General features: G+C 69.9%; 28 protein-coding genes. 14 read left to right on the plus strand and 14 right to left on the minus strand.

Going from position 1 to position 25,777, the window contains the following annotated elements:
* Positions 1 to 86: 86 nt before the first annotated feature.
* The 6 genes from ACFWQC_RS16705 to ACFWQC_RS16730 are packed head-to-tail and all read right to left on the minus strand — an operon-like array spanning position 87 to position 6,119.
* Positions 87 to 1,067, minus strand: coding sequence for a cyclase family protein (locus ACFWQC_RS16705; protein ID WP_378680048.1), 981 nt, complete (start codon positions 1,065 to 1,067; stop codon positions 87 to 89).
* On the minus strand, positions 1,064 to 2,236 hold the full coding sequence (locus tag ACFWQC_RS16710; protein ID WP_378680051.1) for an alpha/beta hydrolase family protein: 1,173 nt from the start codon (positions 2,234 to 2,236) through the stop codon (positions 1,064 to 1,066). Before ACFWQC_RS16710 ends, ACFWQC_RS16705 begins: the two co-directional genes overlap by 4 nt.
* A gap of 27 nt (positions 2,237 to 2,263) precedes the next feature.
* Complete coding sequence (locus tag ACFWQC_RS16715; RefSeq protein ID WP_378680054.1) at positions 2,264 to 2,980, minus strand: SDR family NAD(P)-dependent oxidoreductase; 717 nt, start codon at positions 2,978 to 2,980, stop codon at positions 2,264 to 2,266.
* Positions 2,977 to 3,966 carry a fumarylacetoacetate hydrolase family protein gene (locus ACFWQC_RS16720; RefSeq protein WP_378680057.1) on the minus strand — a complete coding sequence of 330 codons (990 nt, stop codon included), beginning with the start codon at positions 3,964 to 3,966 and terminating at the stop codon, positions 2,977 to 2,979. Before ACFWQC_RS16720 ends, ACFWQC_RS16715 begins: the two co-directional genes overlap by 4 nt.
* Positions 3,967 to 3,975: 9 nt before the next feature.
* Positions 3,976 to 4,965, minus strand: coding sequence for a VOC family protein (locus ACFWQC_RS16725; protein WP_378680061.1), 990 nt, complete (start codon positions 4,963 to 4,965; stop codon positions 3,976 to 3,978).
* A 26-nt stretch (positions 4,966 to 4,991) separates the two neighbouring features.
* A complete protein-coding gene (locus ACFWQC_RS16730) occupies positions 4,992 to 6,119 on the minus strand; it encodes an FAD-dependent monooxygenase (RefSeq protein ID WP_378680063.1) in 1,128 nt (375 codons plus the stop codon).
* Positions 6,120 to 6,235: 116 nt separating this feature from the next.
* Between ACFWQC_RS16730 and ACFWQC_RS16735 the strand changes: the two genes are divergently transcribed.
* The 5 genes from ACFWQC_RS16735 (at position 6,236) to ACFWQC_RS16755 (ending at position 12,191) form a co-directional block, all read left to right on the plus strand.
* A complete protein-coding gene (locus ACFWQC_RS16735) occupies positions 6,236 to 7,162 on the plus strand; it encodes a LysR family transcriptional regulator (protein WP_378680066.1) in 927 nt (308 codons plus the stop codon).
* A 122-nt stretch (positions 7,163 to 7,284) separates the two neighbouring features.
* Positions 7,285 to 8,472 carry an MFS transporter gene (locus ACFWQC_RS16740; RefSeq protein ID WP_378680070.1) on the plus strand — a complete coding sequence of 396 codons (1,188 nt, stop codon included), beginning with the start codon at positions 7,285 to 7,287 and terminating at the stop codon, positions 8,470 to 8,472.
* A gap of 355 nt (positions 8,473 to 8,827) precedes the next feature.
* Positions 8,828 to 9,739 (plus strand): hypothetical protein, encoded by a 912-nt coding sequence (locus ACFWQC_RS16745; protein ID WP_378680073.1) that lies wholly within the window; start codon positions 8,828 to 8,830, stop codon positions 9,737 to 9,739.
* 29 nt (positions 9,740 to 9,768) lie between these two features.
* Positions 9,769 to 10,476: an LppX_LprAFG lipoprotein gene (locus ACFWQC_RS16750; protein WP_378680076.1), complete on the plus strand. Its 708-nt coding sequence runs from the start codon at positions 9,769 to 9,771 to the stop codon at positions 10,474 to 10,476.
* Entirely contained in the window at positions 10,473 to 12,191 is a 1,719-nt protein-coding gene (locus ACFWQC_RS16755) for an MFS transporter (protein WP_378680079.1), read from the plus strand. Before ACFWQC_RS16750 ends, ACFWQC_RS16755 begins: the two co-directional genes overlap by 4 nt.
* On the opposite strand, the gene ACFWQC_RS16760 is transcribed toward ACFWQC_RS16755, so the two are convergent.
* On the minus strand, positions 12,178 to 12,738 hold the full coding sequence (locus tag ACFWQC_RS16760) for a DUF4188 domain-containing protein (protein ID WP_378680082.1): 561 nt from the start codon (positions 12,736 to 12,738) through the stop codon (positions 12,178 to 12,180). The two genes, ACFWQC_RS16755 and ACFWQC_RS16760, sit on opposite strands and share 14 nt — an antisense overlap.
* 88 nt (positions 12,739 to 12,826) lie before the next feature.
* On the opposite strand from ACFWQC_RS16760, the gene ACFWQC_RS16765 reads away from it, so the two are divergent.
* Positions 12,827 to 13,459, plus strand: coding sequence for a MerR family transcriptional regulator (locus ACFWQC_RS16765; protein WP_378680084.1), 633 nt, complete (start codon positions 12,827 to 12,829; stop codon positions 13,457 to 13,459).
* A 149-nt stretch (positions 13,460 to 13,608) separates the two neighbouring features.
* Here ACFWQC_RS16765 and ACFWQC_RS16770 read toward each other — a convergent pair whose 3' ends face one another.
* Both ACFWQC_RS16770 and ACFWQC_RS16775 read right to left on the minus strand, forming a co-directional pair.
* Entirely contained in the window at positions 13,609 to 13,752 is a 144-nt protein-coding gene (locus ACFWQC_RS16770) for a GPGG-motif small membrane protein (RefSeq protein ID WP_328531433.1), read from the minus strand.
* A gap of 245 nt (positions 13,753 to 13,997) precedes the next feature.
* Positions 13,998 to 14,960 carry a glycosyltransferase gene (locus tag ACFWQC_RS16775; RefSeq protein WP_378680088.1) on the minus strand — a complete coding sequence of 321 codons (963 nt, stop codon included), beginning with the start codon at positions 14,958 to 14,960 and terminating at the stop codon, positions 13,998 to 14,000.
* A gap of 149 nt (positions 14,961 to 15,109) precedes the next feature.
* On the opposite strand from ACFWQC_RS16775, the gene ACFWQC_RS16780 reads away from it, so the two are divergent.
* From ACFWQC_RS16780 to ACFWQC_RS16790, 3 genes are read left to right on the plus strand one after another with little or no spacing between them, the layout of a single operon-like run.
* Positions 15,110 to 15,904 (plus strand): sigma-70 family RNA polymerase sigma factor, encoded by a 795-nt coding sequence (locus ACFWQC_RS16780; RefSeq protein WP_378680091.1) that lies wholly within the window; start codon positions 15,110 to 15,112, stop codon positions 15,902 to 15,904.
* 58 nt (positions 15,905 to 15,962) lie between these two features.
* A complete protein-coding gene (locus ACFWQC_RS16785) occupies positions 15,963 to 16,187 on the plus strand; it encodes a hypothetical protein (RefSeq protein WP_378680094.1) in 225 nt (74 codons plus the stop codon).
* Positions 16,184 to 16,453, plus strand: coding sequence for a hypothetical protein (locus ACFWQC_RS16790; protein WP_378680097.1), 270 nt, complete (start codon positions 16,184 to 16,186; stop codon positions 16,451 to 16,453). The genes ACFWQC_RS16785 and ACFWQC_RS16790 overlap by 4 nt, the downstream gene beginning before the upstream one ends.
* A 101-nt stretch (positions 16,454 to 16,554) precedes the next feature.
* Here the strand turns inward: ACFWQC_RS16790 and ACFWQC_RS16795 are convergent, their stop codons facing one another.
* From ACFWQC_RS16795 to ACFWQC_RS16810, 4 genes are all read right to left on the minus strand, one after another.
* Positions 16,555 to 16,881 (minus strand): plasmid stabilization protein, encoded by a 327-nt coding sequence (locus tag ACFWQC_RS16795; RefSeq protein ID WP_378680100.1) that lies wholly within the window; start codon positions 16,879 to 16,881, stop codon positions 16,555 to 16,557.
* A gap of 1 nt (position 16,882) precedes the next feature.
* Positions 16,883 to 17,026 (minus strand): hypothetical protein, encoded by a 144-nt coding sequence (locus ACFWQC_RS16800; RefSeq protein ID WP_378680103.1) that lies wholly within the window; start codon positions 17,024 to 17,026, stop codon positions 16,883 to 16,885.
* Between the two features lie 28 nt (positions 17,027 to 17,054).
* Positions 17,055 to 17,519 carry a sigma-70 family RNA polymerase sigma factor gene (locus ACFWQC_RS16805; RefSeq protein ID WP_378680105.1) on the minus strand — a complete coding sequence of 155 codons (465 nt, stop codon included), beginning with the start codon at positions 17,517 to 17,519 and terminating at the stop codon, positions 17,055 to 17,057.
* Between the two features lie 276 nt (positions 17,520 to 17,795).
* Positions 17,796 to 18,437, minus strand: a complete 642-nt coding sequence (locus ACFWQC_RS16810; RefSeq protein WP_378680107.1) for a response regulator transcription factor — start codon at positions 18,435 to 18,437, stop codon at positions 17,796 to 17,798.
* 135 nt (positions 18,438 to 18,572) lie between these two features.
* Here ACFWQC_RS16810 and ACFWQC_RS16815 point away from each other — a divergent pair, with 135 nt between their 5' ends.
* The gene (locus tag ACFWQC_RS16815) at positions 18,573 to 19,145 is read left to right on the plus strand and encodes a hemerythrin domain-containing protein (protein WP_378680109.1); all 573 of its coding nucleotides are present in this window, start codon (positions 18,573 to 18,575) and stop codon (positions 19,143 to 19,145) included.
* Between the two features lie 71 nt (positions 19,146 to 19,216).
* Positions 19,217 to 19,414, plus strand: coding sequence for a hypothetical protein (locus ACFWQC_RS16820; protein WP_378680112.1), 198 nt, complete (start codon positions 19,217 to 19,219; stop codon positions 19,412 to 19,414).
* A gap of 175 nt (positions 19,415 to 19,589) precedes the next feature.
* Here the strand turns inward: ACFWQC_RS16820 and ACFWQC_RS16825 are convergent, their stop codons facing one another.
* Positions 19,590 to 21,611: a M3 family metallopeptidase gene (locus ACFWQC_RS16825; RefSeq protein WP_378680115.1), complete on the minus strand. Its 2,022-nt coding sequence runs from the start codon at positions 21,609 to 21,611 to the stop codon at positions 19,590 to 19,592.
* Between the two features lie 61 nt (positions 21,612 to 21,672).
* Here ACFWQC_RS16825 and ACFWQC_RS16830 point away from each other — a divergent pair, with 61 nt between their 5' ends.
* From ACFWQC_RS16830 to ACFWQC_RS16840, 3 genes are all read left to right on the plus strand, one after another.
* The gene (locus ACFWQC_RS16830) at positions 21,673 to 22,170 is read left to right on the plus strand and encodes a beta-class carbonic anhydrase (protein WP_378680117.1); all 498 of its coding nucleotides are present in this window, start codon (positions 21,673 to 21,675) and stop codon (positions 22,168 to 22,170) included.
* A gap of 53 nt (positions 22,171 to 22,223) precedes the next feature.
* Entirely contained in the window at positions 22,224 to 23,003 is a 780-nt protein-coding gene (locus ACFWQC_RS16835; RefSeq protein WP_378680120.1) for an ABC transporter ATP-binding protein, read from the plus strand.
* A 163-nt stretch (positions 23,004 to 23,166) separates the two neighbouring features.
* On the plus strand, positions 23,167 to 25,776 hold the full coding sequence (locus ACFWQC_RS16840; RefSeq protein WP_378680123.1) for an ABC transporter permease: 2,610 nt from the start codon (positions 23,167 to 23,169) through the stop codon (positions 25,774 to 25,776).
* The last annotated feature ends 1 nt before the right edge of the window (position 25,777 follow it).

Below are 25,777 nucleotides of genomic sequence, written 5' to 3' on the forward strand. Positions count from 1 at the left end.
GACCAACACGGTCCTATCGAGCGCCGATGGGACCGTGTTGGTCTCGACACGCTCGCTGGCGCTCGCGGCTCGACCAGCGTTGCTGATCAGCGCAGCGCGATGGGGTTCACCGGGGCACCGACGGCGCCGGTGACGCGCAGCGGCGCCGCGGTGAGCAGGAAGTCGTAGCGCCCGTCCTCGGCGCATGCGGAGGCGAGGCCGTCCAGGTCCCACATCTCGCCCAGGAAGAGGCCGAGGTGCGGGATCGCGACCTGGTGCAGCGGCTGGAAGGCGTCGTCGAACTCGTTCGGGCGCACCTCGAAGCCCCAGGTGTCGGTGGCGATCGCGGCGATCTCGGTGCGGTGCAGCCAGTCGGCGGTCGTGAAGGAGAGGCCGGGGGCCGCTCCCCCGGCGTAGCCGCCCCAGCCCTCGCCGGCCGTGACACCTCGGCGGGCGCGGGAGAGCTGCCCGGTGCGTACGACGACGATGTCGCCGCGGCCAACAACCGAACCCTGGGCGGCGATGGTGCGCTCCAGGTGCTCCTCGGTGATGGCGAACCCGTCGGGAAGCTCTCCGTCGGTGCCGACAACGCGGCCCACGTCGAGCAGCACCCCTCGACCGCAGACCACGTCGGCGACCGTCTCGATCCCGGTGACACCGTCGCCCAGCGAGGTCACCACCGACTCCGCCGGGCGGCCGTTCCAGGCCCGTCCGTGGTCGAAGATGTGGCCGAGCCCGTCCCACTGGGTCGAGCACTGCAGCGGCATCGCGATGACGTCGTCCGCGCCGCCGATCCCGTGCGGGAACCCCTGGATGCCGGCGACCGCGTCGGTGCCGGTGTCGAGCATGGTGTGCACGGGATTCGTACGCCGCCGCCAGCCGTTCTGCGGCCCGTCCATGTCGAAGGGCAGCGAGAGCGAGTAGGACCGTCCGGTCTGCACCAGCCCCGCAGCCGAGACCCGTTTGGCGTCGGTGAGGAAGTTCATCGTCCCGCGGACGTCGTCCTCGCCCCAGCGCCCCCAGTTGGAGACGCGGGCGACAGTCTTCGCGATCTCGCCTTCGGGATCGCTCCGATCCAGGACGGTCACGAGGCGTCCAGCTCGGCGAAGGTGTCCGCGACCCAGTCGGCGATGAATCCGACGACGTGCGGGAAGTGGTCCAGGCCGATGTGCTCGGTGGCGCCCTCTTCGGGCGTGAAGATCCGCAGCTCACGCTTGGGGCTGTTGACCGCCTGGTCGAACGACCTCTGCGCATAGGCCAAGGGGATCTGACGGTCGTTCTCCCCGTGGGCGACCAGGAACGGCACGCTGATCTCCTCGACCACCCCATCGAGCTTGATCGACTCGGCGAAGTCGATGAACGTGTCGATGTCGGGCTGCCCCCACACCCACAGCACGTGGTCCCAGTAGTGCGGCACCGGGTTCTCGCCCTCGCGCTGCAGCCGGCGCTTCTGCACCGCGCCCCAGTCGTGGTTGGCACCCCAGGCCACGCACAGCGCCAGCCGCTTCTCGTACGCCGCGGCGCGAGGCGCGTAGTAGCCGCCCAGCGACCAGCCCACGAGCCCGATCCGGTCGGCACGCACGTCCGAGCGCGTCTCGAGCCAGTCGACGCAGGCCGCGGCCCAGGCCTCAGTGTCGACGCGCGCGGTGAGGCCGTCGAGGCGCAGCGCCTCACCGGCGCCGCCGCAGTCGACCATCAGCGTCGAGATGCCGCGGGCGGCGAGCTCGGTGTGGACGCCGGCGCCGACCATCATCTCCTTGGTCGAGTCGAGACCGTTCCACACGATCATGACCGGCGTCGCCTCCCCGTCGCGACCAGCCGGGTGGAAGTAGGCGGGCAGGGTGGTCTCGCGGCCGTTCTCGACGTACGGGATGGCGACCTTCACCGTCGGCTGCTCGAGCAGCTCGAAGGAGCGGACCAGCAGGTCGACGCTGCGCTGGTACTCGGCGTTGCGGCCGGGGTCCTTCGCGCTCTGCATCCGCTCGGCCTGGGAGACGTAGACCGAGGCGCGGAAGAGCTTCTGTCCCGCCGTACGCCGGTGGCCGGCCTTCTCGGCCTCGGCCGACTGCTCCTCGAGCTGGTCGGCGACACCGCGCCAGGCGGCCATGAACTCGGCCGTGCCCACGTCGGAGCCCTGCGCGGCCAGCTCCTTCAGCGGCCGGCAGGCGCGGTCGACCTCGTCGATCAGGCCGCCGGAGTTGAGCGTGGCGACCACACCCAGGTTCCACACGTAGTTGCCGGGAAAGTACTCGAACATCTCTTGTCCTCTTCTTATCGATGAATCTCAGCGCAGGGCGTCGGAGACGGCCTTGGCGCCGGCGTGCGAGGCGACCCCGCCGTCGACGGGGATCTCGGCACCGGTGACGTATGCCGCGCCGTCGCCGAGCAGGAAGACCACGACCGACGCGACCTCCTCGGGCGTGCCGACGCGGCCGAGCGGAGCGGCGGCGACCGAGGCCTCTCGGAATGCAACCGGCGCGGAGGCGGTCATGGCGGTCTCGATGAAGCCCGGGTGTACGGCGTTGACCCGGATCCCGCGTTCCCCCAGCTCGAGCGCCGCGGTGTGCGTGAGCCCGCGAACGGCCCACTTGCTGGTGGTGTAGGCCACCGGATAGTGCCCCTGCAGCGCGGCGAGCGACCCGATGGTGACGATCGACCCGCCGGCCGGCATCAGTGGCGCCAGCGCCTGGATCCCGAGCAGCGGCCCGAGCACGTTGACGTCGTGGGCGTCCCGCATGTCAGCGACGCTCGCCGCGCCAACGCGAGCGCGGCGGGTCACGCCGGCGCAGCTCACCAGCCCATGAACCGGCCCGGCAAGCTCGCGGGTCAACTCGGCCCAGGCGTCCTCGTCGCGAACGTCGAGCGTCCGTACGCCGGGCGCCGCCTCGCGGTCGACGCCCACCGCCGTCCCACCTTCCGCGGTCACGGCGGCGACGACCGCCGCCCCGATTCCCGAGGCGGCTCCGGTGACCACGACCGTACGTCCGGCCAGCGAGCTCATCGGGGCGCCTCACGAGCTGCCACCCGGGCGGCACTGTCGCGACGCCGAACCGGCGGCAGCTCGGGGGCGGGCGGCGCGACGCCGACGGTGTTGGTGAGGGTGCCGATCCCCTGGACCTCGAGGGTGACCACGTCACCGGGCTGCAGCGGCTTCGGCTCCTGCGAGCCATGACGGCCCCAGAGCTCGGCCAGGCAGCCGCCGTTGCCGACGGTGCCCGAGCCGAGGACGTCGCCGGCGACCACGCGGGAGTCGCGGGAGGCGTACGCGATCATCGTCTCGAAGGTCCAGCCGGCGTTCGAGAGTCGGTCGCGGCCGACCTCGACGCCGTTGACCGACACGGTGCACAGCAGGTCGAGGAAGCCGTCCTCGTCCCAATACGGCTCGAGCTCGTCGGCCGTCACGATCCACGGCCCGAGCGTGGTCGCGAAGTCCTTGCCTTTGGCGGGCCCGAGACCGACCTGCATCTCGCGGCCCTGCAGGTCACGAGCCGACCAGTCGTTGAAGATCGTGTAGCCGAAGACGTACGCCCCGGCCTCCTCCGGCGGGACCGACCGGCCCTCGGCCCCGACGACGGCGGCGACCTCCAGCTCGAAGTCGCGGGCCGCGCATGCCGCCGGGAACGGGACCTCCGCGCCCGGTCCGAGGATCGCGTGCGGGTTGGTGAAGTAGAAGGCCGGGGCGTCGTACCAGGCGTCAGGGACGCCGACGGCGCCGTCGACCGAGCGGCGTACGCCCTCGACGTGCTCCTCGAAGGCGACGAAGTCGCGCACCGAGGCCGGCTCCAGCGGCGCCAGCAGCTCGACCTCGGCGAGGTCGATGGCATCCGCTGCCCGGGCATGGTCGGCGGCGCGGTCGAGCACGTCGCGGCCGGCGGCGATGAGCGAGCGCATCGTGTGCCGGACGGCGAACGGGTGCAGTCCGTCCTCGGTGACCAGACCGACGCGCGGCACGTCGAGGTCGGGGTCGCGGAAGGTTGCCAGCTTCATCGGTCCTCCTCAGACCGGCGGGGCGACGAAGACGCCCTTGTCCGGGTCGTTGAAGGACTTGCCGGCTATCAGCTCGTCCATCGGGTTGGCCGTGCCCCACTGGTCGGAGACATTCGGGTCGCTGAAGTCGTGGAGGTGCGGGTGCCAGTTGTCCTCTTCGAGCTCCTCGAGCTCGGTGGTGTACTCGACGGTGTTGCCGTGCGGGTCCAGGAAGTAGCTGAAGGTGTTGTTGCCGGCCAGGTGCCGTCCCGGGCCCCAGATCTTCTCCACGCCGGCCCGGAGCAGGCGCCCGGTGCCGCGCATGTACTCGTCCAGGCCGCGCATCTCGAAGGAGGCGTGGTGCAGCGCGACGTGCGGCCCGCGGGCGATCGCGAGGCTGTGGTGGAACCGGTTCGTACGCAGGAACCACATCATCGAGCCCAGCCGCGGGTGCATCAGGGTGTCGGAGAGCGCGAAGCCGAGGTGGCGCTGGTAGAACGCCACCGTCTGCTCGGGGTTGGGCGAGTTGATGACGACGTGGGAGAGCTTGACCGGGACCGACTCGCCCTCCTCGATCCTGCGATGTTGACGCACGGCAACATCGCAGGAGACCTCGACCGTACGTCCGTCGTTGTCGAAGAAACGGAAGCCGTAGCCACCGCCCGGCGTCAGCACCGGACCCGGCTCGCTGACGAGCTTCACCCCGGCACGGCCGAGGCGCTCGGCCATCGCGTCGACGTCGGCCGGGCTGGCCGCACCGAACGCGATCAGGTCCAGGCGCTTGTCGTCGGCGCGGCGCAGGCGGACGGAGTAGTGCTCCGGGGAGCCCTCCGCGGCCAGGAACGCCAGGCCGCTGTCGGTCGTCTCGGCCTTGAGCTTCCAGGTGTTCGTGTAGAACTCCAGCTGCCGCTCGTAGTCCGGGACGGCCAGGTCGACGTGGCGCAGGTGGGTGATCAGCCGCTCGGCGGGCGGGGTCTCGATGATGGTCTCGGTCATTGGGTCGGTCATTGGGTCGGTCACGGTGTTCTCCTCGTGAGATGGGGTGGTCAGGCGGGCTGGGTGACGAGGGCGGCGACGCGGGCCATCAGCCCGGGCACGTCACCGCGCTCGCGCGCCTTCAGCCAGGCGCAGAGCTGGAGCGAGGCCTCGACGACCGCCCGCGCGCGGGGCAGCCGGCGCTCGGTGAGCGCGGGCCAGACGGTGGCCAGGTCGTCGTGGCCGGTGAGCAGCTCGGCGAGCACGGCGGCGTCCTCGAGCGCCTGAGCGGCGCCCTGGGCGAGGGTCGGCGGGCAGCTGTGGGCGGCGTCGCCGATGATCACGACCCGGCCGCGGTTCCAAGGGCCGTCGACGACGTGGCTCTCGAAGTGGGTGTGGTTGACCCGCGTCGGATCGGTCAGCGATCCGCGGATCTCGTCCCAGGGGCCGTGATAGGCCGCCGCGAGCTCGCGCATCACCGCCAGGCCCTCCTCGGCCGTCAGACCGCTCCGGTCCTGGGCGGGCTCGACGATGTAGGCGTAGAGGCTCTCCTCCGAGGTCGGGCAGTAGCCGGCGATGTAGGACGGCCCGCCGTAGACGAGGTCGGTACGGGCGACCGAGTCGGGCCGGTGGGTAAACGCCCGCCAGATCCCCATGCCGACCGGCTCGGGCTCGACGTCGACGCCGATCGCCCGCCGCGTCCACGACCGCACCCCGTCGGCGCCGACGACGACGTCGTAGCGTCCGTGCGACCCGTCCGCGAACGCGACGTCGACGCCGGTCTCGTCCTGGGAGAGCTCGGTCGCCGTGGCCCCGAAGCGCACCTTGGCCCCGGCGGCCCTGGCCCGCTCGAGCAGGATCCGGGCCAGCGTGGGCCGGTACATCCCCATCGTCGCGGGCAGTTCCGGACCGCCGGTGCGGTGGTCCTCGAGCTCGACCAGCAGCGTCCCGGCCGAGTCGGGCGCGCGCAGCCCGAGAGTGTCGTACCCATAGCCCTCGGCGCGGACCTGCTCCCACACGCCGAGGTCGCGCAGCACCCGCAGCGCGTTGCCCTGCAGGGTGATCCCGGAGCCGAGGGCGGAGACGTCCGGCTTGGCCTCGACGAGGTCGACCGAGACGCCCCGCTCGGCGAGCAGGATGGCGGTCGCCGTCCCGGCGGTTCCGGCACCGATGACGAGAACCGAGCTGATGGCGGGCATGAGATCTCCCTGTTGTGCGAGATGGTGGAGTGACGAGCACCACTCTGAACCGCACGCAACTATTCGGGAAGAGCAGATTTCCTATCCCGTATATACACCGTGTTTATAGTCAGACCATGGCAACCGAGCCGCTCCGCAACCTCGATCTCAACCTGCTGCTCTCCCTGGACGCGCTGCTCGAGGAGCGCAACGTGACCCGCGCGGCCGCGCGGCTCGGACTGAGCCAGCCGGCAGTCTCGGCGGCTCTGCGGCGCCTGAGACGCCACTTCGGCGACGAGCTCCTCGTCCGCACCGGCAACCGCTACGACCTCACCCCGCTCGCTGCCCAGCTGCGCGGTACCACCACGACAGCACTCGCCGGGGTCCGGCGGGTCTTCGAGGCCGAACCCGGCTTCGATCCGGCGACCTCGACGCGCGAGTTCACCGTGGTCGCCTCGGACTACTCCACGACGGTCCTCGGCGACCACCTCGCCACCGAGCTGGCCCGCGAGGCCCCCGGCGTACGCCTCCGGTTCCAGCTGCAGACCCACCACGACGTGGACCAGGCGCCGGAGTCGCTGCGGCACGTCGACGGGATGGTCCTCCCTCACGGCTTCCTCCACGACCTGCCCGCGGCCGAGCTCCACACCGACAGCTGGGTGCTGGTCGTGTCCGCCGACAACGACGCCGTCGGCGAGACGATCACCATGGAGCAGCTCGCCGAGATGCCCTGGGTCGTCACCCACCACGCCCCGACCGCCTTCACGCCGGCCGTACGCCAGCTCAGCATGATCGGGGTCGAGCCCGACGTCCACGTGGTGACCGAGAGCTTCCTTCCGGTCCCGTTCCTGGTCGCGGGGACCCCCCGCGTCGCCCTCCTGCAGCGCCAGCTCGCCACCCGGCTGGCGGGCACTGCCAGCGTACGCATCCTCGACTGCCCCTGGGACGTGATCCCGCTGAAGGAGGCGTTCTGGTGGCACCCCGCCCATCGCGCGGACCCGGCGCACGGCTGGCTGCGCCGGATGATGACGCGTGCCGCCGCGCGCCTGGAGGAGTCGGACTGACGTCGGGCTATCGACGAGGCTGATACCGGGCAGAAGCAGGTTTGGCTTCCGCAATACCTCCTGGATCTCCCACGATGCTGTGACTGCTGTCACACGATCTCGGCCCGATCCATGGAGACCCCATGTCCGACACCCTCACGCCCGTCCGGCAAGCCGGACGCACGCAGGGCTTCCTGCTGATGTTCATGAGCTGCCTGCCGGTCCTGGGCGCGGTGCTGCTCGCTCCCGTCCTGCCCCGGATGCAGGACCACTTCGGCGACAGCGGCGCCGCGACCGCGCTGGTCCCGCTCTCCCTCACCGTCCCGGCGCTGATGATCGCGCTGCTGGCGCCGTTCGCGGGTCGCATCGTGGACACGTTCGGGCGCAAGCGGCTGCTGCTGACCGGCTTGGCCGTCTACGCCGTCTTCGGCACCGCACCGCTGTGGCTGGACGGGCTGGCGGCGATCGTGCTCAGCCGGGCGGGGGTCGGCGTCGCCGAGGCGGCGATCATGACCTGCTGCACCACGCTGATCTCCGACTACTTCTCCGGGACCGAGCGCGACCGCTGGCTGGGCATGCAGACCGTGTTCGCCTCGCTGTCGGCCACCGTGTTCTTCGCTCTCGGCGGGGCACTGGGCGCTCAGGACTGGCGCAACCCGTTCTGGCTCTACGCCTCCAGCCTGCTCTTCCTCGTCCTGGCCGCGGCGCTGATCTGGCAGCCCGCCGGCGAGAACGCTCCGGCCGGGGAGCGCACCCCTCTCCCGCCGCTGCCTCGCACCCTCGCGCTGCCGTGCGCGGTCAGCGTCGTCGGCGGCATCGTCTTCTACACCCCGATCGTGGAGCTGCCCTACCTGCTCGACGCCGCCGGGATCACCGCCGTCCCCACCATCGGCGCCTTCACCGCACTCGCCTCGCTCGCCACGGCCGGCGGTGCGTACACCTTCGGCCGGGTCTCCGGCCGCGGCACCGCCACGCTCCTGCCGGTCGCCTTCGGGCTGGCCGGGATCGGTCTGGTCGTGCTCGGTGCCACCTCGGTGGTGCCGGTCATCGTGCTCGGCGCGGTCATCGCCTCGGCGGGCACCGGCCTGATGCTGCCCACCCTGCTCGTCTGGGCCCAGTCCGGTCTCACCTTCGAGCAGCGCGGTCGCGGCACGGGCCTGTGGACCGCCGCCCTGTTCCTCGGCGAGTTCGTCTGCCCGCTCCTGGTCATCGCCTTCACCGGTGCCCTCGGCGGTCTCGGCGCCGCCGTCGTCCTCGTCGGCGCCGTCGCCCTCCTCCTCGCCCTCTTCACCCGCCGCGTCCTCACCCGCGACGTGGCCGTCACCGCCTGAATCCCGTACGCGGGCGCGCGGACACGGGTCGTCGGTCGCACGCCGGATCGGCTGAGTCTCCTTGCTGAGCGTCGTCGGGACTCGACTCCAAGGAGGTCATGAACCGGCATTCCCGGGTACCGGGTCGCTCCGTCACCGAAGGAGGGGGCACGCCATGACAACTGCCGTCACGCCCGCGACGGGGCGATCGGCTCCCTTCCGCGCGCGAGTCCGCCGGCTTCCATGGGGTCAGGGCCTGACGACGGCTGCCGCAGGAGCCATCGCCTTCTGGGTCGGTGCGGTCTTCCCCGGGCCGGCGGGCGAATTTCCCTACTACGCGCCCTTCGGTGCCGTGGTAGCGATGTCCGCGACCGTGATGGGCTCGGTGCGCAAATCCGTCCAGAGCATCATCAGCATCTGGCTGGGCTCGGCGATCGCGCTGGCCATCGCGGCCGTCCTCACGCCCAGCCCCGCGACCGTGGCTCTGGTCATCGTTGTGGGAACGATCGCGGGGAGCTCGGGTTGGCTCGACGACCAGGGCCACTGGGTCCCGACGGCAGCCTTGTTCGTCCTGATCATCGGCACGGAGGATCCGGTGGCGTTCGTGAGCGCCTTCGGCGGCTTGACCCTGATCGGGGCCGCGATCGGGGTCGTGATGACGATGCTCTTCCCGCAGTTGCCTCTCGCGCCCACAGAGCGGGCGATAGATGACGTGCGGGCCGAGGTGGTCGTCCAGCTTCGTCTGGTGGCACATGCTCTGCAAGGCGATGGGCCGCCGACGCAGACCCAATGGAGTGATTGCCGGGCGGAGCTGGAGCCGGCGGTGCAGCGGATGCGCGTCGCCAGACAGCTCGTCCTCGATGCAGCCCGCGCCAACAGGCGTCACAAACACCACCGACACCGCCTGGAGAGACAGCTCGAGCAGGCAGCAAGCCTCGAGCGGGTGTGCATGCTGGTCGAGGACCTCACCCAGCTCCTCGAAGAGGAGGAGCGGGCGGGAAACGATCAGGTCGGGCTCGGCCCGGAGCTGCGGCCACACACGGCCCGAGCACTGCTCGCTCTCGCGGACCTGGTCCAGTCCGGAGACGGGCGCACCACGGACCTCCGAGTCAAGGCGGACGCGCAATACGCCTTGCTCGCACTTGTTGACCGGATCCATGACGTACGTGTGGGCGATTCCCCGGATCACGAGCTCTTCACCGCCGGCAGCATCGTCACCACCATCCGGCGGTGCCTGGAGACCCCGCGCCCCGTCAGCACCGCCGATGAAGCCACCTGGACAGCGTGAGGGTTGCCAGGCGTGGCATTCTGACCCGCATGCCCCTGAGCCTGCCACGCCTCGCCTTCGCTCTCGTCGCCCTCCTCGCCGCCACGTTGGTGCTCACCTCCTGCGGCGACGAGGACCCGGCCAAGGGGCGTACGCCGCAGCAGGTGCTCGCGGCGGCGCAGAAGCACCTCGACGAGACGAGCGGGATCAACTTCTCGATCGCCTCCGACGACCTGCCCGAGGGCATCACCACGTTGAAGGCGGCGACCGGGACCCTGACCCGTGAGCCCGCCTTCGAGGGCACCCTGACGGTGCCGGTCATGGGCGCTGAGGCGCAGGTCGAGGTGGTCTCGGTCGATGACGTCGTCTACGCGAAGCTGCCGTTCACGACCACGTTCCAAGAGCTCGACCCGGCCGACTACGGGGTGCCCGACCCGGCCGCGCTGATCGCGCCGGAGACCGGCATCTCCTCGCTGCTCGCCGCGACCGAGGACGTGAAGATCGGCAAGTCGGTACGCGGCGGCGCCGACAACGACGAGATCCTCTCGACCTACACCGGCACGCTCCCGGACACAGCGGTCCAGAAGATCCTCGCCGGCGCGACCGGCGACTTCGACGTCACCTACATCATCAACGACTCCGACGAGCTCACCGAGGCCACCATCAAGGGCAACTTCAGCGGTGAGGGCGAGGCGGCGTACTCCTACACGATCGACGTGACCGAGTACGGCGTCGAGAAGGAGATCGCCAAGCCGTGAGAGCGGTCCTCTGGCTCGCCGCGATCGCGGTGGCGTTCGCCGCCGCGGACACCTACGTCGTCGTGCTGGCGCTCCCGGACATGATGGCGGGCGTCGGGCTCTCGATCGAGGAGCTGCAGCGGGCCGCGCCATTGATCTCCGGGTTCCTGCTGGGCTACGTGGCTGTGCTGCCGCTGATCGGACGGCTCGCCGATCTCCTCGGGCACCTGCCGGTGCTCGTCGGCGGGCTGGTCGTCTTCGCGTTCGGCTCGTTCCTGACGGCCCTGTCGTGGGACCTGGCCGCGATGGTCGTCGGCCGGTTCTTCCAGGGGCTGGGCGGTGGCGCACTCGTGCCGGCGACCCTCGCGCTCGTCGCGGCGCTCTACCCCGCTGAGCGCCGTGGGGTTCCGCTCGGGCTGGTCTCGGCGGTCCAGGAGCTCGGTTCGGTGCTCGGGCCGCTCATCGGAGCGGCCGTGCTCGCTGTCGCGGACTGGCGCGCGATCTTCGTGCTCAACCTCGTCGTCGGCGCCATCTTGGCGAGCGCCATCAGGCAGATGGGCCGCTCGGGCGCTGTCCCAGATGGCCCCAGCCGACCGGACCTGATCGCGCTGCTGCTCTTGCTGGTCGCCGGCGCCGCGTTCGTGCTGCTGGCGATCGAGCCGACCGCGCTGGTCCAGGACCTGACCTGGGGCGCGCTCTACGTGCCCGCGGCCGGGGAGACTCGCTGGCTGACCCCGCTGGGCCTGGTCACGATCATCGCGACCCTCGCCAGCCTGGTGAAGTGCGGCCTCCGGCCGAACGTACGCCGTCTGCTCGGCCGGATCGCCGCCGAGGTCGACATCCTCGGAGCGCTGCTGCTCTCGTTCGCCCTCGCCGGGGTGATCCTGGCCTTCGCGACCGCCGACCCCGAGGTGGCGGTCTTCTCCGAGCAGGGCACCTGGTACCTGATCGCCGGCGGGCTGGCGCTGCTCGGCTTCGTCTTCCACCTGCGCCGGGCGCAGGACCCGATCGTGCCGCGGGGCGCGTTCGCCCGGACGCCGGCGTGGGGCTCGGTGCTGATCTCCTTCTTCGTCGGCGCCGCGCTCGTGGCGGCGCTGATCGACGTGCCACTCTTCGCCCGCACCACGATCTACGGCGACAGCCAGCTGAAGGCGGCTCTGGTGCTGCTCGAGTTCCTGGTCGCGCTGCCGGTGGGTGCCGTGCTGGGTGGCTTCCTGACCCGGCGGCTGCCGGCCGGCGTGATCGCGGGTGGCGGGATGCTGCTGGCCGCGGTGGCGTTCGTGCTCATGGCCCGCTGGGACGCCGACGCGCTGCGCTCGCTGTCGGCGACCGTCGTGCTCGTCGCCGGCGGCCTCGGCTTCGGCCTCGCCCTGGCGCCGGTCAACGCGGCGATACTGGCCACGACCGAGCAGTCGATGCACGGCCTGACCACCTCGTTCACGGTGGTGGCCCGCATGGTCGGCATGCTGGTCGGCATCTCGGCGCTGACCACGATCGGCCTGCGCAGCTACTACGCCGCCCAGGCCGACCTGCCGTCGCTGTCGTCGGTGTGCACCGACGGCGGCATGTGCGAGGACTACCAGGACCTGCTCATCGGCGCCGCCATCGCCCAGGAGCACACCGTCTTCGCCGGCGCCGCGGTCTGCGCCGGGATCGCCGCCCTGCTCTCCGTCGTGCTGCTGCGGGGCGCGCCCACCCAGGCGCTCTCCCCCACCGAGACCGTCACCGCACTGTAGAGGTCTCGACGTACTCCGGACGGGTGGAGCCCATTCGCTCGTGGGTCGCGTTCCGCCGTCCGGAGGCACGCTCGACGACCCCGAGCGCGGCACCGAGGCCGAAGGCCGGCATGTTGCCGTAGAGCGTCTCGACCTGGTCGGCGGGGACCCGATAGGTCTCGTGCCAGATCCCGATGTCGCCGGTCGAGGCCGTGCGCCGGTTGAAGGCGGCCCAGGCGGGAGCGTGCGTGAGCGACGGGTCCTTGGCGAAGCGGCCGAGGTCCTCGACGCTGCGCCAGTACTGCACCGTCAGCAACGCCCTCCCCGACCAGTAGCTGCGTGCGGAGAGAAGCCCGAGGTCGGGCTTCTTGGCGAGCTCGGCGAGCATCCGCGGCATCCCGACGAACGCCGGGAACCAGCTGCGCACCTTGTGCCAGCGGTGGATGCGCATCCCGATCAGGAACACCACGACCTCGTCGGTGCCGACCTCGGCGACGCTATGGCCGGGCGTGACGCCGTCCGGCACGTTCTCAGGAGCCTCCCGATAGCCCCGGGCGATCTTCGACATTCCGGTCCCCCTGACTGGATAGCGATAGTATCTAGTCTAAGATAGTGCTCCTATCCAGCAGCGCTGTCAACCAGTTCCCGGAGGAACGATGCGGATCTCCGAACTAGCCGAATCGACCGGCGTGAGCGTCGCGACCATCAAGTACTACGTCCGCGAGGGCCTCCTCTCCCCCGGCAGAAAGCTCTCCGAGCGCCTGGCCGACTACGACGACCAGCACGTACGCCGCCTGCGCCTGCTCCGCGTGCTTCGCGACGTCGGCGCCGTCCCCGTCGGGGCGCTCAAGGCGCTGGTCGACGCGACCCAGGACCGCACCGCGTCGGTGCACGACATGTTCGGCAAGGCCTGCGACGCGCTCCGTGTCGAGACGAGCGTCCCCGCGGCCCGCGGCGATCACACCCGCGAGCTCGCCGACAAGATCGTCGCCCAGGCGGGATGGACCGAGGTCAGGGCCGATGCCCCCGAGCGCGACCATCTCGCCGGGATCATCGAGGTCATCCTCGACAGCGGTCTGCCCACCGACCCCGAGGGCGCGGCGACCTACCTTCCCCTCGTCGATGCGATCGCCGCCTACGAGCTCGATCAGATCGACGGCACCCAGGACCGCGAGGCGATGATGGAGCAGATGGTCCTGGGGCAGGTCGTCCTCGGGGAGTTCCTGCTCTGCCTTCGCCGCCTGGCCCACGAGCACCACAGCGCCCTGCGGTTCGCCGAGCGCCGCTGAGCGATCGGACGGGGCGTACGCACTCAGGAGCCGCTGGTGACCCGGTCGCTCACACCCGTCACGCCGAACGCGTGGGCACAGTGGGCGCAGCAGACTTCACGCCGGACGCCAAGCGGCCCGGGCCTTCGAGGGCCCGGGCCGCATGGTGTCTACGTGAAGATGCTTACTCCACCGGGGCCGACCAACAGGCCGACCACGATGAGGACTGCTCCCCATAGGATCTGGCCGCGTACAAGGGCCAGGATGCCGCCGATGACCAGGACTGCCGCGATCAGCCAGAGAATTAGTGCCATTCGATCTCACCTCGGTGTGTAGTTGTTGTGGGGGATTGCTCAGACCTCGTCGTCCAAGCGGTTACGGAGCAGGGCTTTCCGCCTCCTCGGCACCCTGCACGGATGTACAGCCCTCCCGGTACCCACGCTCGCGTGCCCGTAAACCCTCCGGTCCGGCAAACCTCGAGAGAGCGCGAAAACTTTCTCCCATGAGCAGTGCGCGGCGAGCAGGTCGGGACAGAGCTCGTTGATCCCTACCCGCCGCCTCATGCGGCCGTGCCCGTGGTGACCCACCGGAGCACGTCGTCCCACTCATCGAGGAACCGCTCCAGGCCGTAGCGCTTTCTCGCGTGCCGGCGTCCGATGAGCCCGGCCTCCTCGGCGACGTCGGGATCCTTCATCAGGTGGCGTACGGCCGGGACGATCTCGTCGCGGCGAGTGGTGACGAAGCCGGCCTCGTGCGGCACCGCGAGCGGAGTCTCGGTCGTGGCCAGGGCGACGACCGGCATGCCGAGGTGCATCGCCTCGATCAGCGAGAGTCCGAGCGAGGTCCAGCGGTTGAGGTGGACGTAGACGCGGCGCCGTGGGAGGTGATCGTGCAGGTCCTGCTGCGAGAGGTCCTCGTACGTCCGCAGCCCCTGGTACGCCGGCAGGCGCTCGACGCGCATGCCGAAGACGTCGGCGCCGACGCCCTCGGCCAGCGCCGGGATGAGGTCGGCGCCGACCGAGCGGCCTCGGCGTACGGGATCGTTGACGACCATTCCGGCGCGCTCGATGTCGCCGGTGTAGCGGCGACCAGGGTCGAGGATGCCGTGCTCGATCACGGTGGTCGGGGTGCCGGCGCAGTCCCAGACGAGGTCGTTGAAGCCGGTCACATGCACGATCGGGATGCTGCCGCCCGCCATCGGGTGGCGGGTGTCGGGGACCCCGCCGGCGGGGGTGGTGTGCTCCAGGTAGACGGCGGGCAGGTCGCGGCCGGGACGCCGCCCGCCGAGCCACTTCTCGGCCAGTTCGACCTCGTGAGGACGCTGCAGGACGACGATGTCGACCTCCTCGTCCGCGAGGGTCTCGCTGCTCACCTCACGGGCGGCCGACGGCCAGTCCGACGTCCCGGCGCGGCCGAGACCGTCGGGGCCACGGTCGGGCGTCGTCGGAAGGAGGTAGTCGTGGCGGCCGTGCACGAACGCCGTCGTCCAGGAGCCGTGCACGCGCCAGATCAGGATTCTCATTCCCGGTCGGTACCCGCAGCCATCCGGCACAGCCCGGTCGGCGCACTTACCACCCCCAGGGGTGGTTGCGGCGTCGACGACGCACACCCGCGGGGGTGAACCTTGCGGCGAAGCCGTTGGGAGACGGCCGAGTCGGGCACTACCTACACATGACGACGACAACTTTCGAGACAGACCTACCCCGGGCCGAGCGCCAACGACTGACTTCGGAGCTGTTGGCGAAGGCGCACACCGCGGAAGGAGAGGAGCAGGACCGGATCCTCGAGGAGGTGATCCTGCTCAACGCCGCGGTCGCCCGCTCGATCGCGCACCGCTACACCGGCCGTGGCATCCCGCGTGCGGACCTGGAGCAGGTGGCTTACACCGCCCTCGTCAGGGCCGCGAAGAGCTTCCATCCCGATCGTGCCGACGACTTCCTCACCTATGCCGTACCCACGATCCGCGGTGAGGTGAAGCGCTGGTTCCGTGACCACGGCTGGACGGTGCGGCCGCCGCGCCCCATCCAGGAGCTGCAGAGCACACTGCTGCGAATCGGCTCGGAGCGAGGCCATCTGCCCACCTCAGAGCTGGCCGAGATCGCCCACGTGCCGGAGCAGAAGGTACGCGAGGCGCTCGATGCCCGCGGTTGCTTCACCCCCACCTCGCTGGACGCCCCGCTGCGTGCCGGCGAGGCGCACTCCTCCGCAGAGGCGACCATCGGCGACATGCTGCCCGCCATCGACGGCGGACTCGCCGACTGCGAGACCCGCCTGGCGCTGGAGCAGGCGATCCACGTGTTGTGCCCGCGTGACCAGCTCGTGGTGAGGCTGCGCTTCATCGAGGACCGTAGCCAGGCTGAGATCGGCGAGGCCATCGGCGTCACCCAGACCCAGGTCTCCCGGATCCTGACCCGGATCATCGATGAGCTCCGTGAGCAGCTCCAAGGAGTAGGGATCGCTGCATGACCTGCACCCACCACGGGTACGGGACACGGAAGCCGACCGCGACACAAGGAGATCTGGCATGTCGTACTCAACGATCACCGGCGAGCGGGCCAAGGACGCTCAGCGCTCGCTGTGGAACGGCACGACGCCCAAGACCAAGTGGCAGGGGTCGTCCTGGGGCAAGCGGATCGCGGCCATCGCCGCCTTCGCCGTCCCGGTCGTGATGACCGTCGCCACGACCGTCATCCGCAAGAAGGGCACCGACGCACTGCTGCGAAAGTTCAAGGGAGGCGGGAAGAAGTGAGGACCAAACGCAGCCTCTTCACCTTCGCCCTCGGCGGGGTGGCCGGCTACGTCGTCGGCCGCTACCCCGCCGCCACGTACGAGAAGCTACGTGACGGAGCCGGCATCACCATGGGCCTGGCCCGCGATCGGCTCGGCATCCTGTCCGAGACCTTCCCGCTCGCGCGCCCTGGCCACCACCGGGCTCCCACCGCGCCGTCTCCGGAGACCGCTGACGGCGTCTTCGAACGGACCTCGACGGCTTACGTCTCTCGGCCGCATCCGTAGCCCTTGGCTGCTATCGGCCTTCGAAGCGTCCCCCACCTACGCAGAAGTTCCCCGCCCTCCGGAGGGTGGGGAACTTCTGCGTAGGTGGGAGATCGACTCTGCTAACGCCCAACCGCCTTCTCGAGCTCAGCCTTGTTCATCTTCGAACGCCCCTTGACGTTCTTGTCCTTGGCCTCTTCGTACAGCTGAGCCTTGGTACGCCCACCGGAGCCGCGGTGACTGCGCAAGCCACCGCGGCGGCCTGAGGAGATGTCCTTGGTCGAGGTGCGGCTGCGTTCGCGGGACTCTCCCCCGCGGGCACGCTCCTTGTTCACCGTACGAGCCGCGATCTCCTCGGCGGTGTCCTCGCTCTCACCGCGCTCGAGCAGACCTTCCTTGACGTGCTCGTACTGTCGTTCTCGCTTCTTGCTCCAGGCACGTTGCGGCATCTCAGCTCCTCCTTCTCGGCTGATCAAAGCGCTCCTCGTCATCGGCGACGCGCTTGTTTCGGCGGGCGTCGTAGAGCCAGGCGGCGATGCCGGCCAGGATCACGATCACCCCGATCACGGTGAAGATGACGGCTTGGGTAGTCATACCTACCGGTACCCACCAGACGCATCGGTTACGCGGCGACGGCGATCCGCATCCGGCGGATGATCCGGACAAGGGCGCGGGAGACCTGCGCCTGGGTGGCACCGATCCGCTCGCCGATCTCGGCCTGAGAAAGACCGTCGACGAAGCGCAGCCGCAGGATCGTCAGGTCCGTCTCACGGAGATCGCCGATCGCCCCCGCGACCACGGCTCGCGCCTCGGCGCGATCGAAGCCGGGGTCGAGCTCCCCCATCTGCTCGAGCAGCTCATCGTCGCCACCGTGCGGACGTACGCAGCGGGCCAGGTCGCGGAAGCAGTGACGAATCTCGCCCTTGGCCATCGGCACGGCATAGGTCAGGAACTCACCCTCGGCGGGGTCGTAGCGGCGAGCAGCCTTCACCAGCCCCATGTGCGCGGCCTGGCGAAGGTCATCGGCCTCGACGCCGCGGCCCGAGTAGCGGGCGGCGAGTGAACGGGCCACCGGGAGGTGACTCACGACCAGATCCTCCTGCTGAAGCGGAGCCAGAAGCGGCAAGTCCTGCTGAAGCGGAGGCAACGGCGATGCTTCCTGCGTCCTGTCCATGGTCCGAGTCTTTCGCGCAGGCCAGCCAGATCTCCACGCTCAGGGGAGGAAATGGCCCTCAGGGGTGAGCTGAACCCCCACAGCGCACTCACCCCTGAGGGTTAGAACCGCGGTCCCGGGTCCGTTGCCGAGACCGCGGCACCGACAGTGCAATCGTGGTGTCCACCCCCACACCGCGGCAGGCGGAAGTCACCCAGACTGCTCTGTCGATAAGCTATCGGTAACCATCCGTGCCGCCACCGATGCACCCGACTCCAGAGAATTCTCGTCGGGCGGCGCGAACCCGTGGGTGATCGCCCAGCTCACCGCCTGACTGCGGGTGGTGACATCGATCTTTCGGTAGGCCTGACGGATGTGACTCTTGAGCGTGTTCACGCTCACCACGAGCTTCTCGGCGATCTCCTTGTTGGACAGCCCCTGGGTGATCAGGGCGAGCACCTCGACCTCACGAGTGCTGAGCCCGGCGAGCGTGCTCATCCGGTCCTCGTTCACGCCGACCGGCTCGCCTGCGGCGGTGAGCTCGATGCTGCGTACGAGCTCACCGGCGTGCACGCTCATCGACACCCAGGCATGGGCTCCCAGCGCGTGGGCCTGGGCCCTCAGATCGGGGCGCATGTCGCGGCTGAAGATCAGCACCTTGGCGTCGGTCTCGTGCACCAGATGCTGCAGATCGGCGCCGTCGCTCAGGTACAGACCGAAGGTGTCGTAGAGGATCACGTCGACGCCCGGCGCCCGGCTTCGTACCGCTGGAAGAGCCGTCACGACCAGCCGGTCGGGATAGTCCGCCAGCATGCTGACCAGCCCGCGCACGACAACCTCCTGCGGGCTCACCACCGCGACCCTCAACACCCCCGACCTCATCACTCTTGAACTTTCTCAGATCGGTGGTCAATTGGACAGGCGTATGAGCAGAACACGCCGTGGGTACCTGGGCTTATGTCCACGAATCCGAGACAGGAGCAGCCCATGTCGCACGTCACCGAAGCCCTCGAGAAGGCCTCCGAGCTACCCGACGGCGACGTGGTCAGGATCCTGCTGCAGCAGCACGCCGGCATCCGGCAGCTCTGCGCCACGGTGGGGCACTCCGAAGGCCCTGCCAAGCGCCAGGCGTTCGACGACCTCCGGGTCCTGCTCACGGTGCACGAGACCGCCGAGCAGATCGTCGTCCACACGGTCACCTCGACCCATGGCGGCGAGACGCTCGCCAAGGCGCTCAGTGCCGACGAGAAGGAGGCCACCGAGATGCTGGCCCGGCTCGAGGAGGTCGGTGTCGACAGCCCCGAGTTCGACGAGACCTTCCCGATCTTCCAGATCGCGGTCGAGCAGCACACCGAGGAGGAGGAGCGTGTCGAGTTCCCGCTGCTTCTCAGCACGATCGACGAGACGTCCAGGCACATGATGGGCAAGCGCCTGACCGCGACCGAGCTCGTGGCGCCGACCCATCCTCACCCCAGTTCCTCCGGATCGGTGCCCAAGCAGGTGGCCACGATGCCGTTCCACTCCATCGTCGACCGTGTCAAGGACGCACTGAGCCGATAGTGGCGTGGCACAGTGGGTGCTGAACGGCATCGACGACAGCAGCGAAGTCTTCAGATGGGAGAAGAACCACCATGGTCGAGAAAGAAACTCAGGACCCCGTGACCGGCGCTGACGAGAGCACCGAGTCGCCGATCCCCTTCCCCACCCCGGAGCGGGTCGAGGAGGAGGGCGACGAGCGCGACCCCCAGGACGAGATCGAGGAAGAGACCTTTCCCGCCAGCGACCCGCAGTCCAGCTGGGCAGGTCCCGCTGATCCGCGGGACCGTTGACCCTCGAGCGTTCCAGGCCGAGTGGCCAGGGTCGGCCGGACCCTCGACGCGGTATCGCAGATGCGTCACCCGGCCGCCCCTGGACCACCTCGGGATCGCGGAGCAGCACCGAGGCTGCGTACGTCCCGATCGGAGTGCCGCCGGGCAGGCGCCGCTCGGCGGTGGTTCGAACGCCTCAGGCTAGGCCGCGACGCTCCAGCAGCGGCGCGATCGGGGCCGGCCGGCCGCGCCACTCCGCGTAGGACTCCAGCGGGTCCCGAGTGCCGCCGATGCCGATCACATAACGGACGTACGCCTCGCCGTTCTCCCTGGTCAGGCCGCCGTTCTCCTTGAACCACGCGACCGTGTCGGCGTCGAGGACCTCGGACCAGATGTAGGAGTAGTAGGCCGAGGCGTAGCCACCGAAGATGTGCTTGAAGTACGCCGTGTAGTAGCGCGACCGCACCGCCGGGTTGTCGAGGCCGACAGCCGAGAGCGCGGCCGCCTCGAACTCCTCCACGGCCTCCGGCGAGGTCGGCACCTCGGCCGGACCGAGCTCGTGCCAGGCCAGGTCGATGAGCGCGGCGGCCAGGTATTCGGAGGTCGCGAACCCCTCGTCGAACGTGGCGGACGCCTCGAGCTTGCCGAGCACGTCGGCCGGGATCGGGTCACCGGTCTCGTGATGCACGGCGTAGTTGGCGAGCACCTCGGGCCAGAGCATCCACATCTCGTTGACCTGGGACGGGTACTCGACGAAGTCGCGGTAGACCGACGTCGCCGCGAACCGCGGGTACGTCGCCCGCGCCAGCAGCCCGTGGAGCGCGTGCCCGAACTCGTGGAAGAGGGTGTTGACCTGGTCGAACGTGAGCAGCGTCGGCTCCCCCGGCGCCGGCTTGGGCACGTTGAGGTTGTTCGTCACGACCGCCGACGGCTCACCGAGCAGGGTGTTGGCGGTGACGTAGGAGTTCATCCACGCACCGCCCTTCTTCGAGTCCCGGGTGTAGAGGTCGAGCAGGAAGAGCCCGATCGGCTCGCCGTCGCGGGAGACCTCGAAGACGCGTACCTCGGGGTGGTAGCCCTGCAGGTCTGGGCGCTCCTCGAAGGTCAGCCCGTAGAGCCGGCCGGCGGCGAAGAAGACGCCGTCGCGCAGCACCCGGTCGGCCTCGAACCACGGCCGCAGGACGGCGAGATCGACGTCGTACTCCGAGACCCGGACCTTCTCCGCGTAGTAGGGCCAGTCCCAGGCCTCGATCGGTCCGCCTGCCGATGCCTCGAGCGCAGACTGCTCGGCCCGGGCGTTGCGAGCCGCCGGCGCGGCCAGCCGCTCCAGCATGTCGCGGACGGCCTTCGGCGTGCCGGCCGTGTTGTCGGCGGTCACCAGACCGGCGTAGCTGTCGAACCCGAGCAGCTGCGCCTTCTCGGCCCGCAGCCGCAGCGCGTCGAGCGCGATGCCGCGGGTGTCGTTGGCGTTGCCGCGCGAGCCGCGGGCGCGCTGCGCCTCGAACAGCCGCTGCCGAAGCTCCCGGTTCTCGAGCACCGACAGGTAGGGGTGGGCGGTGAACAGGGTCAGCGTGATCAGGAACTTGCCCGCCAGCCCCCTGCCCTCGGCGGCCGCCGCAGCCGCGGAGATCTCCCCCGGGGTCAGCCCGGCGAGCTCCTCGACGGTGTCGACGACCACGGCGAGGTCGTTGGAGTCGGCCTGCGCTGCCTGCCCGAAGGCCGCCTCCAGGCCGGAGATCTCCTGGTTGAGCTCCCGCAGCCGGGCCTTCTCGGAAGGCCCCAGGGCAGCACCGGCGAGCACGAAGTCGCGGTGGTAGCGCTCGACCAGATAGCGGTGCTCGCCCTCCAGCTCGGCCCGTTTCTCGTAGACCGTGTTCACCCGGGCGAAGAGCGCGTCGTCGAGGAGCAGCGCGTCGTGGTGGGCCGCCAGCCGCGGAGCGTACGCAGCGTGGAGCTCGTCCAGATCGTCGTCGGAGTCCGCGGAGAGCAGCGAGAAGAAGACCCGCAGGACGCGGTCCAGCCGCTCACCGGACCGCTCCAGGGCGACCAGGGTGTTCTCGAACGTCGGTTCGTCGGCGGAGGACGTGATCGCGGCGAGCGCGGCCAGCTGCTCGGCCATCCCCTGCTCGATCGCCGGGCCGTAGTCCTCGATCGAGATGTCCGCGAAACGGGGCAGGCGGTGGGGCAGGTCACTGGGCTCGAGTAGGGCATCGATCACATCGCGCACGCTATCTGAAACAGCGTGAGGACGGCCCGCGGATATCGGCTACCTTGGCGTCATGGCCGATTTCGATGACCTGCTCGCCGCGAACCAGACCTATGCCGACGCGTTCGACACCGGCGGCTTCGACGGTGTCGCCCACGCCGGAGTCGCGATCGTGACCTGCATGGACTCCCGCATCGAGCCGCTGGCCATGCTGGGCCTGAGCCTCGGGGACGCCAAGATCTTCCGCAACCCCGGTGGCCGGGTGACCCCGCAGGCGATGGAGGCGCTGGTGCTCGGCGTGCACCTCCTCAACGTCAAGCGCATCCTGATCGTGCCCCACACCCGCTGTGCGGTCGCCTCCAACACCGAGGCCGAGCTGCGCGCCAAGCTCGCCGAGTCCGCCGGCCAGGACGCCTCCTGGCTCGACCTGACCGTCGTCGTCGACGACCAGGCGCGTGCGCTCGCCGAGGACGTCGCCAAGGTCCGGGCGCACCCGTTCGTCCCCGAGGACGTCAAGGTCGGTGGGTTCATCTATGACGTCGACACGGGGCTGCTGAACCAGAAAGTGTGAAATCGGTAGGAACCCCGATGCGCGCTCACCATGGGTGAGCCAGAGTTGGGGTCGTGACCGACGCAGACCGACTCGAGATCGCCGCCCAGGCGATCGACCTGCACAAGACCTACGGCAAGGGCGCCGCTGAGGTCCGCGCGCTCGACGGCGTGAGCCTGGACCTCTATGCGGGACAGTTCACCGCGATCATGGGCCCGTCGGGCTCGGGCAAGTCGACGCTGATGCACTGCCTGGCCGCGCTCGACAAGCCGACGACGGGCGAGGTGGTCGTCGGCGGTCGCAAGCTCGGCAAGATGCGCGACCGCCGCCTCACCTCGCTGCGGCGCGACAAGATCGGGTTCGTCTTCCAGGCGTTCAACCTGGTGCCGACGCTGACCGCGCAGGAGAACATCCTGCTGCCGCTCTCGCTGGCCCGGAGGAAGCCGGATCCGGGCTGGTTCGACCAGGTCATCGACACGGTCGACCTGCGGCCGCGGCTCTCCCACAAACCGAGCGAGCTCTCCGGCGGACAGCAGCAGCGGGTCGCCTGCGCCCGGGCACTGGTCTCCAAGCCCGACATCGTCTTCGCCGACGAGCCGACCGGCAACCTCGACTCCACCTCGGCCGCCCAGGTGCTCGACTTCCTGCGCCACAGCGTCGACGACCTCGGCCAGACCATCGTCATGGTCTCCCACGACCCGGTAGCCGCCTCCTACTGCGACCGGGTGATCTTCCTGGCCGACGGCCGCATCGTCGACGAGCTGGCCAAGCCCAGCCGCGAGGAGATCCTGGCCCACATGGCCGACCTGCAGGCGCGCGCGATGGGCCTGGCTCCGATCGGCGAAGGCGCCTGAGGATGAACGAGCGTCAGCGAGTGAACCAAACAATCGGCACGGCGCCACGTCCGTACTCTGGCGCTTGCGCAACGGCGACGACCGGAGCGAGGTCGAGCGGCGAGCTTGCTCGTCCGTTCGCGCCGAGCGAGGGAGTAACCCCGCGAAGCGGGGAGGTGGCGGCGTGCTCCGGCTGACGTTGCGCAACCTCGCCGCGCACAAGGTGCGCCTGCTCATGTCGACGCTCGCGATCGTCCTGGGTGTGGCATTCCTGGCCGGCGTGCTCACCTTCTCGCACGGGCTCGACCGCACCTTCTCCGGGATCATCAACGGCTCCACGCCCGACGGCCAGGTACGCCCGGCCAACAGCGCCAGCTCGGCCGAGGCCAGCCGCCCCGGCAGTGGCGGCGCGGCCACGCTGGAGCCGGCGGCCATCGAGAAGCTGCGTACGCTGCCGGAGGTCGCTCGCGCCGACGGCGTCGTCCAGGGCGCGGGGCTCTACGTGCTCGACACCGACGACAAGCTGGTCAGCAGCTCGGGTGCGCCGACGCTGGCGTTCAACCACACCGGAACCCCCAACCTGCTCGGCGAGCCGTCGCTCGAGCTCATCCGAGGGAGCTGGCCGACCGGGGACAAGGAGCTCGTCCTCGACGAGGCGACCGCGGAGAAGGCCGGCTACCAGGTCGGAGACTCCGTCACCCTGATCGCACCCCAGGGCGAGACCCGCCGCAAGGTCACCCTCACCGGCACCGCCTCCTTCAACGGCGGTGGCACCGCCGGCGCACAGCTGCTGATCTTCAGCACGGCAGGCGCCCAGAGCCTGTTCACCGACGGCAAGGACGTCTACTCCGGGATCTCGTTGACCGCCGCCCCCGGCGTCTCCCAGGAGGAGCTCGTCGAGGCCGCGGAGACGGTGGTCCCGAAGGGGTTCGAGGCCGTCACCGGCGACAAGATGGTCGAGGAGTCCGAGGACGCGATCGGCGAGTTCCTCGACGTGATCTCGGTCTTCCTGATCGTCTTCGCGGTGATCGCGGTCATCGTCGGCGCCTTCATCATCGTCAACACCTTCTCGATCCTGATCGCGCAGCGCTCCCGCCAGCTGGCGCTGCTGCGCGCCCTGGGGGCCTCTCGCCGCCAGGTCACCACCTCGGTGCTCTTCGAGGCGCTGGTGATGTCGCTGATCGCGGCCACCATCGGCGTCCTCGCCGGCTGGGGGCTCGCCCACGGCCTGGCCGCCGCCTTCCGTCAGGCGGGTCTGGAGATCGCCTCCGACGTCCTCGTCCTCACCCCGCGCACCATCTGGATCTCCTACGCCGTGGGCGTCTGCGTCACGCTCGCCGCGGCCCTGCTCCCCTCCCGCCGGGCCGGAAAGGTCCCGCCTGTGGCTGCGATGCGCGAGGACACCCAGCCTCCGGCCAGATCCACCATCCTGCGTACGTCGGTGGGGCTCGTCCTGCTAGCCGCCGGTCTCGCGATCGCCGCGGTGCCACGGATCGGGGTCCCGGAGATCACTCTTCCCGGCGGCTTCGACGTGCCGACGAGCCCGGCGCTGTGGGTGGGCGTCGGGGCCGGGATCTCGATCCTCTCGGTCGCCTGGATCAGCGCGTTCCTCGGCCGCCCGGTGCTGGCGGCGCTGCGTACGGTCTCGGGGGCGCTCTTCGGGATGACCGGCAAGCTGGCCGGTCAGAACGCGATGCGCGACCCACGGCGCACCGGCGCCACGGCGTCGGCGCTGATGATCGGCCTGGCGCTGGTCTCCCTGATCGGTGTGCTCGCCGCCTCGATGAACGCCTCGATCTCCGACGTGGTCGAGGAGCAGTTCAAGCCCGACCTGGTCGTGCAGAGCCCGACCTTCACCCCGTTCCCGACCTCGATCGGCGACGAGATGGAGAAGGTGGAGGGCGTCGCGACCGTCTCCCGTTCGCAGATCGCCCAGGCCGTCGTCGGCAAGGTGGACCTGCAGAACCCGAAGAAGAACGAGGTCGCGTTCCTCTTCGGCGTCGACGAGCACCTGCCGCAGGTCTATGACCTCGACGTGCTCGAGGGCAGCGAGGACGTCAAGCCCGGCCAGGTGCTGGTCACCGACGAGGCCGCGAAGGAGCACAAGTGGCAGCTCGGCGACCGCATCGACCTCACCTTCGTCAGCGGCCGACAGCAGCGCCCGCAGATCAGCGGGATCATCGCCCAGACCCAGGTCACCGGCGACATCACGGTGCGCATCGAGGACCTCGTCGCGGCCAAGGTGCCGCGCGAGGACGCCTCGCTGAGCATCATGCTCGCCCGCGGAGCCGACCCGGCCGTCGTCCACGACCGTCTCGACAGGCTCGTCGAGGACCAGCCGGTGGTCGCGGTGCAGGACAAGGAGGAGTTCGCCGAGTCGATCAAGGGGCAGGTCAACCAGCTGCTCTACATGATCTACGGCCTGCTCGCGCTGGCGATCGTCATCGCCGTGATCGGCATCGTCAACACTCTCGGCCTCAGCGTCATCGAGCGCACCCGAGAGATCGGGCTGCTGCGCGCCATCGGCCTCTCCCGCGGCCAGCTGCGCCGGATGATCACCCTGGAGTCGGTGACGATCGCGGTCCTCGGCGCGGTCCTCGGGCTCGCCCTCGGGGTGCTCTTCGGGGTGCTGCTGCGCGACGCGCTGCGCGAAGACCTCACCAGCCTGTGGGTGCCGCTCGACCAGCTGGCCGTCTTCATGGCGATCGCGGTGGTCGTCGGCGTCCTGGCCGCGCTCCTCCCGGCCATCCGCGCAGGGAGGGAAGACGTCCTCAAGGCCATCGCCTCGGAGTAGG

Source organism: Nocardioides sp. NPDC058538, from assembly GCF_042719275.1.
Lineage (GTDB): Bacteria > Actinomycetota > Actinomycetes > Propionibacteriales > Nocardioidaceae > Nocardioides.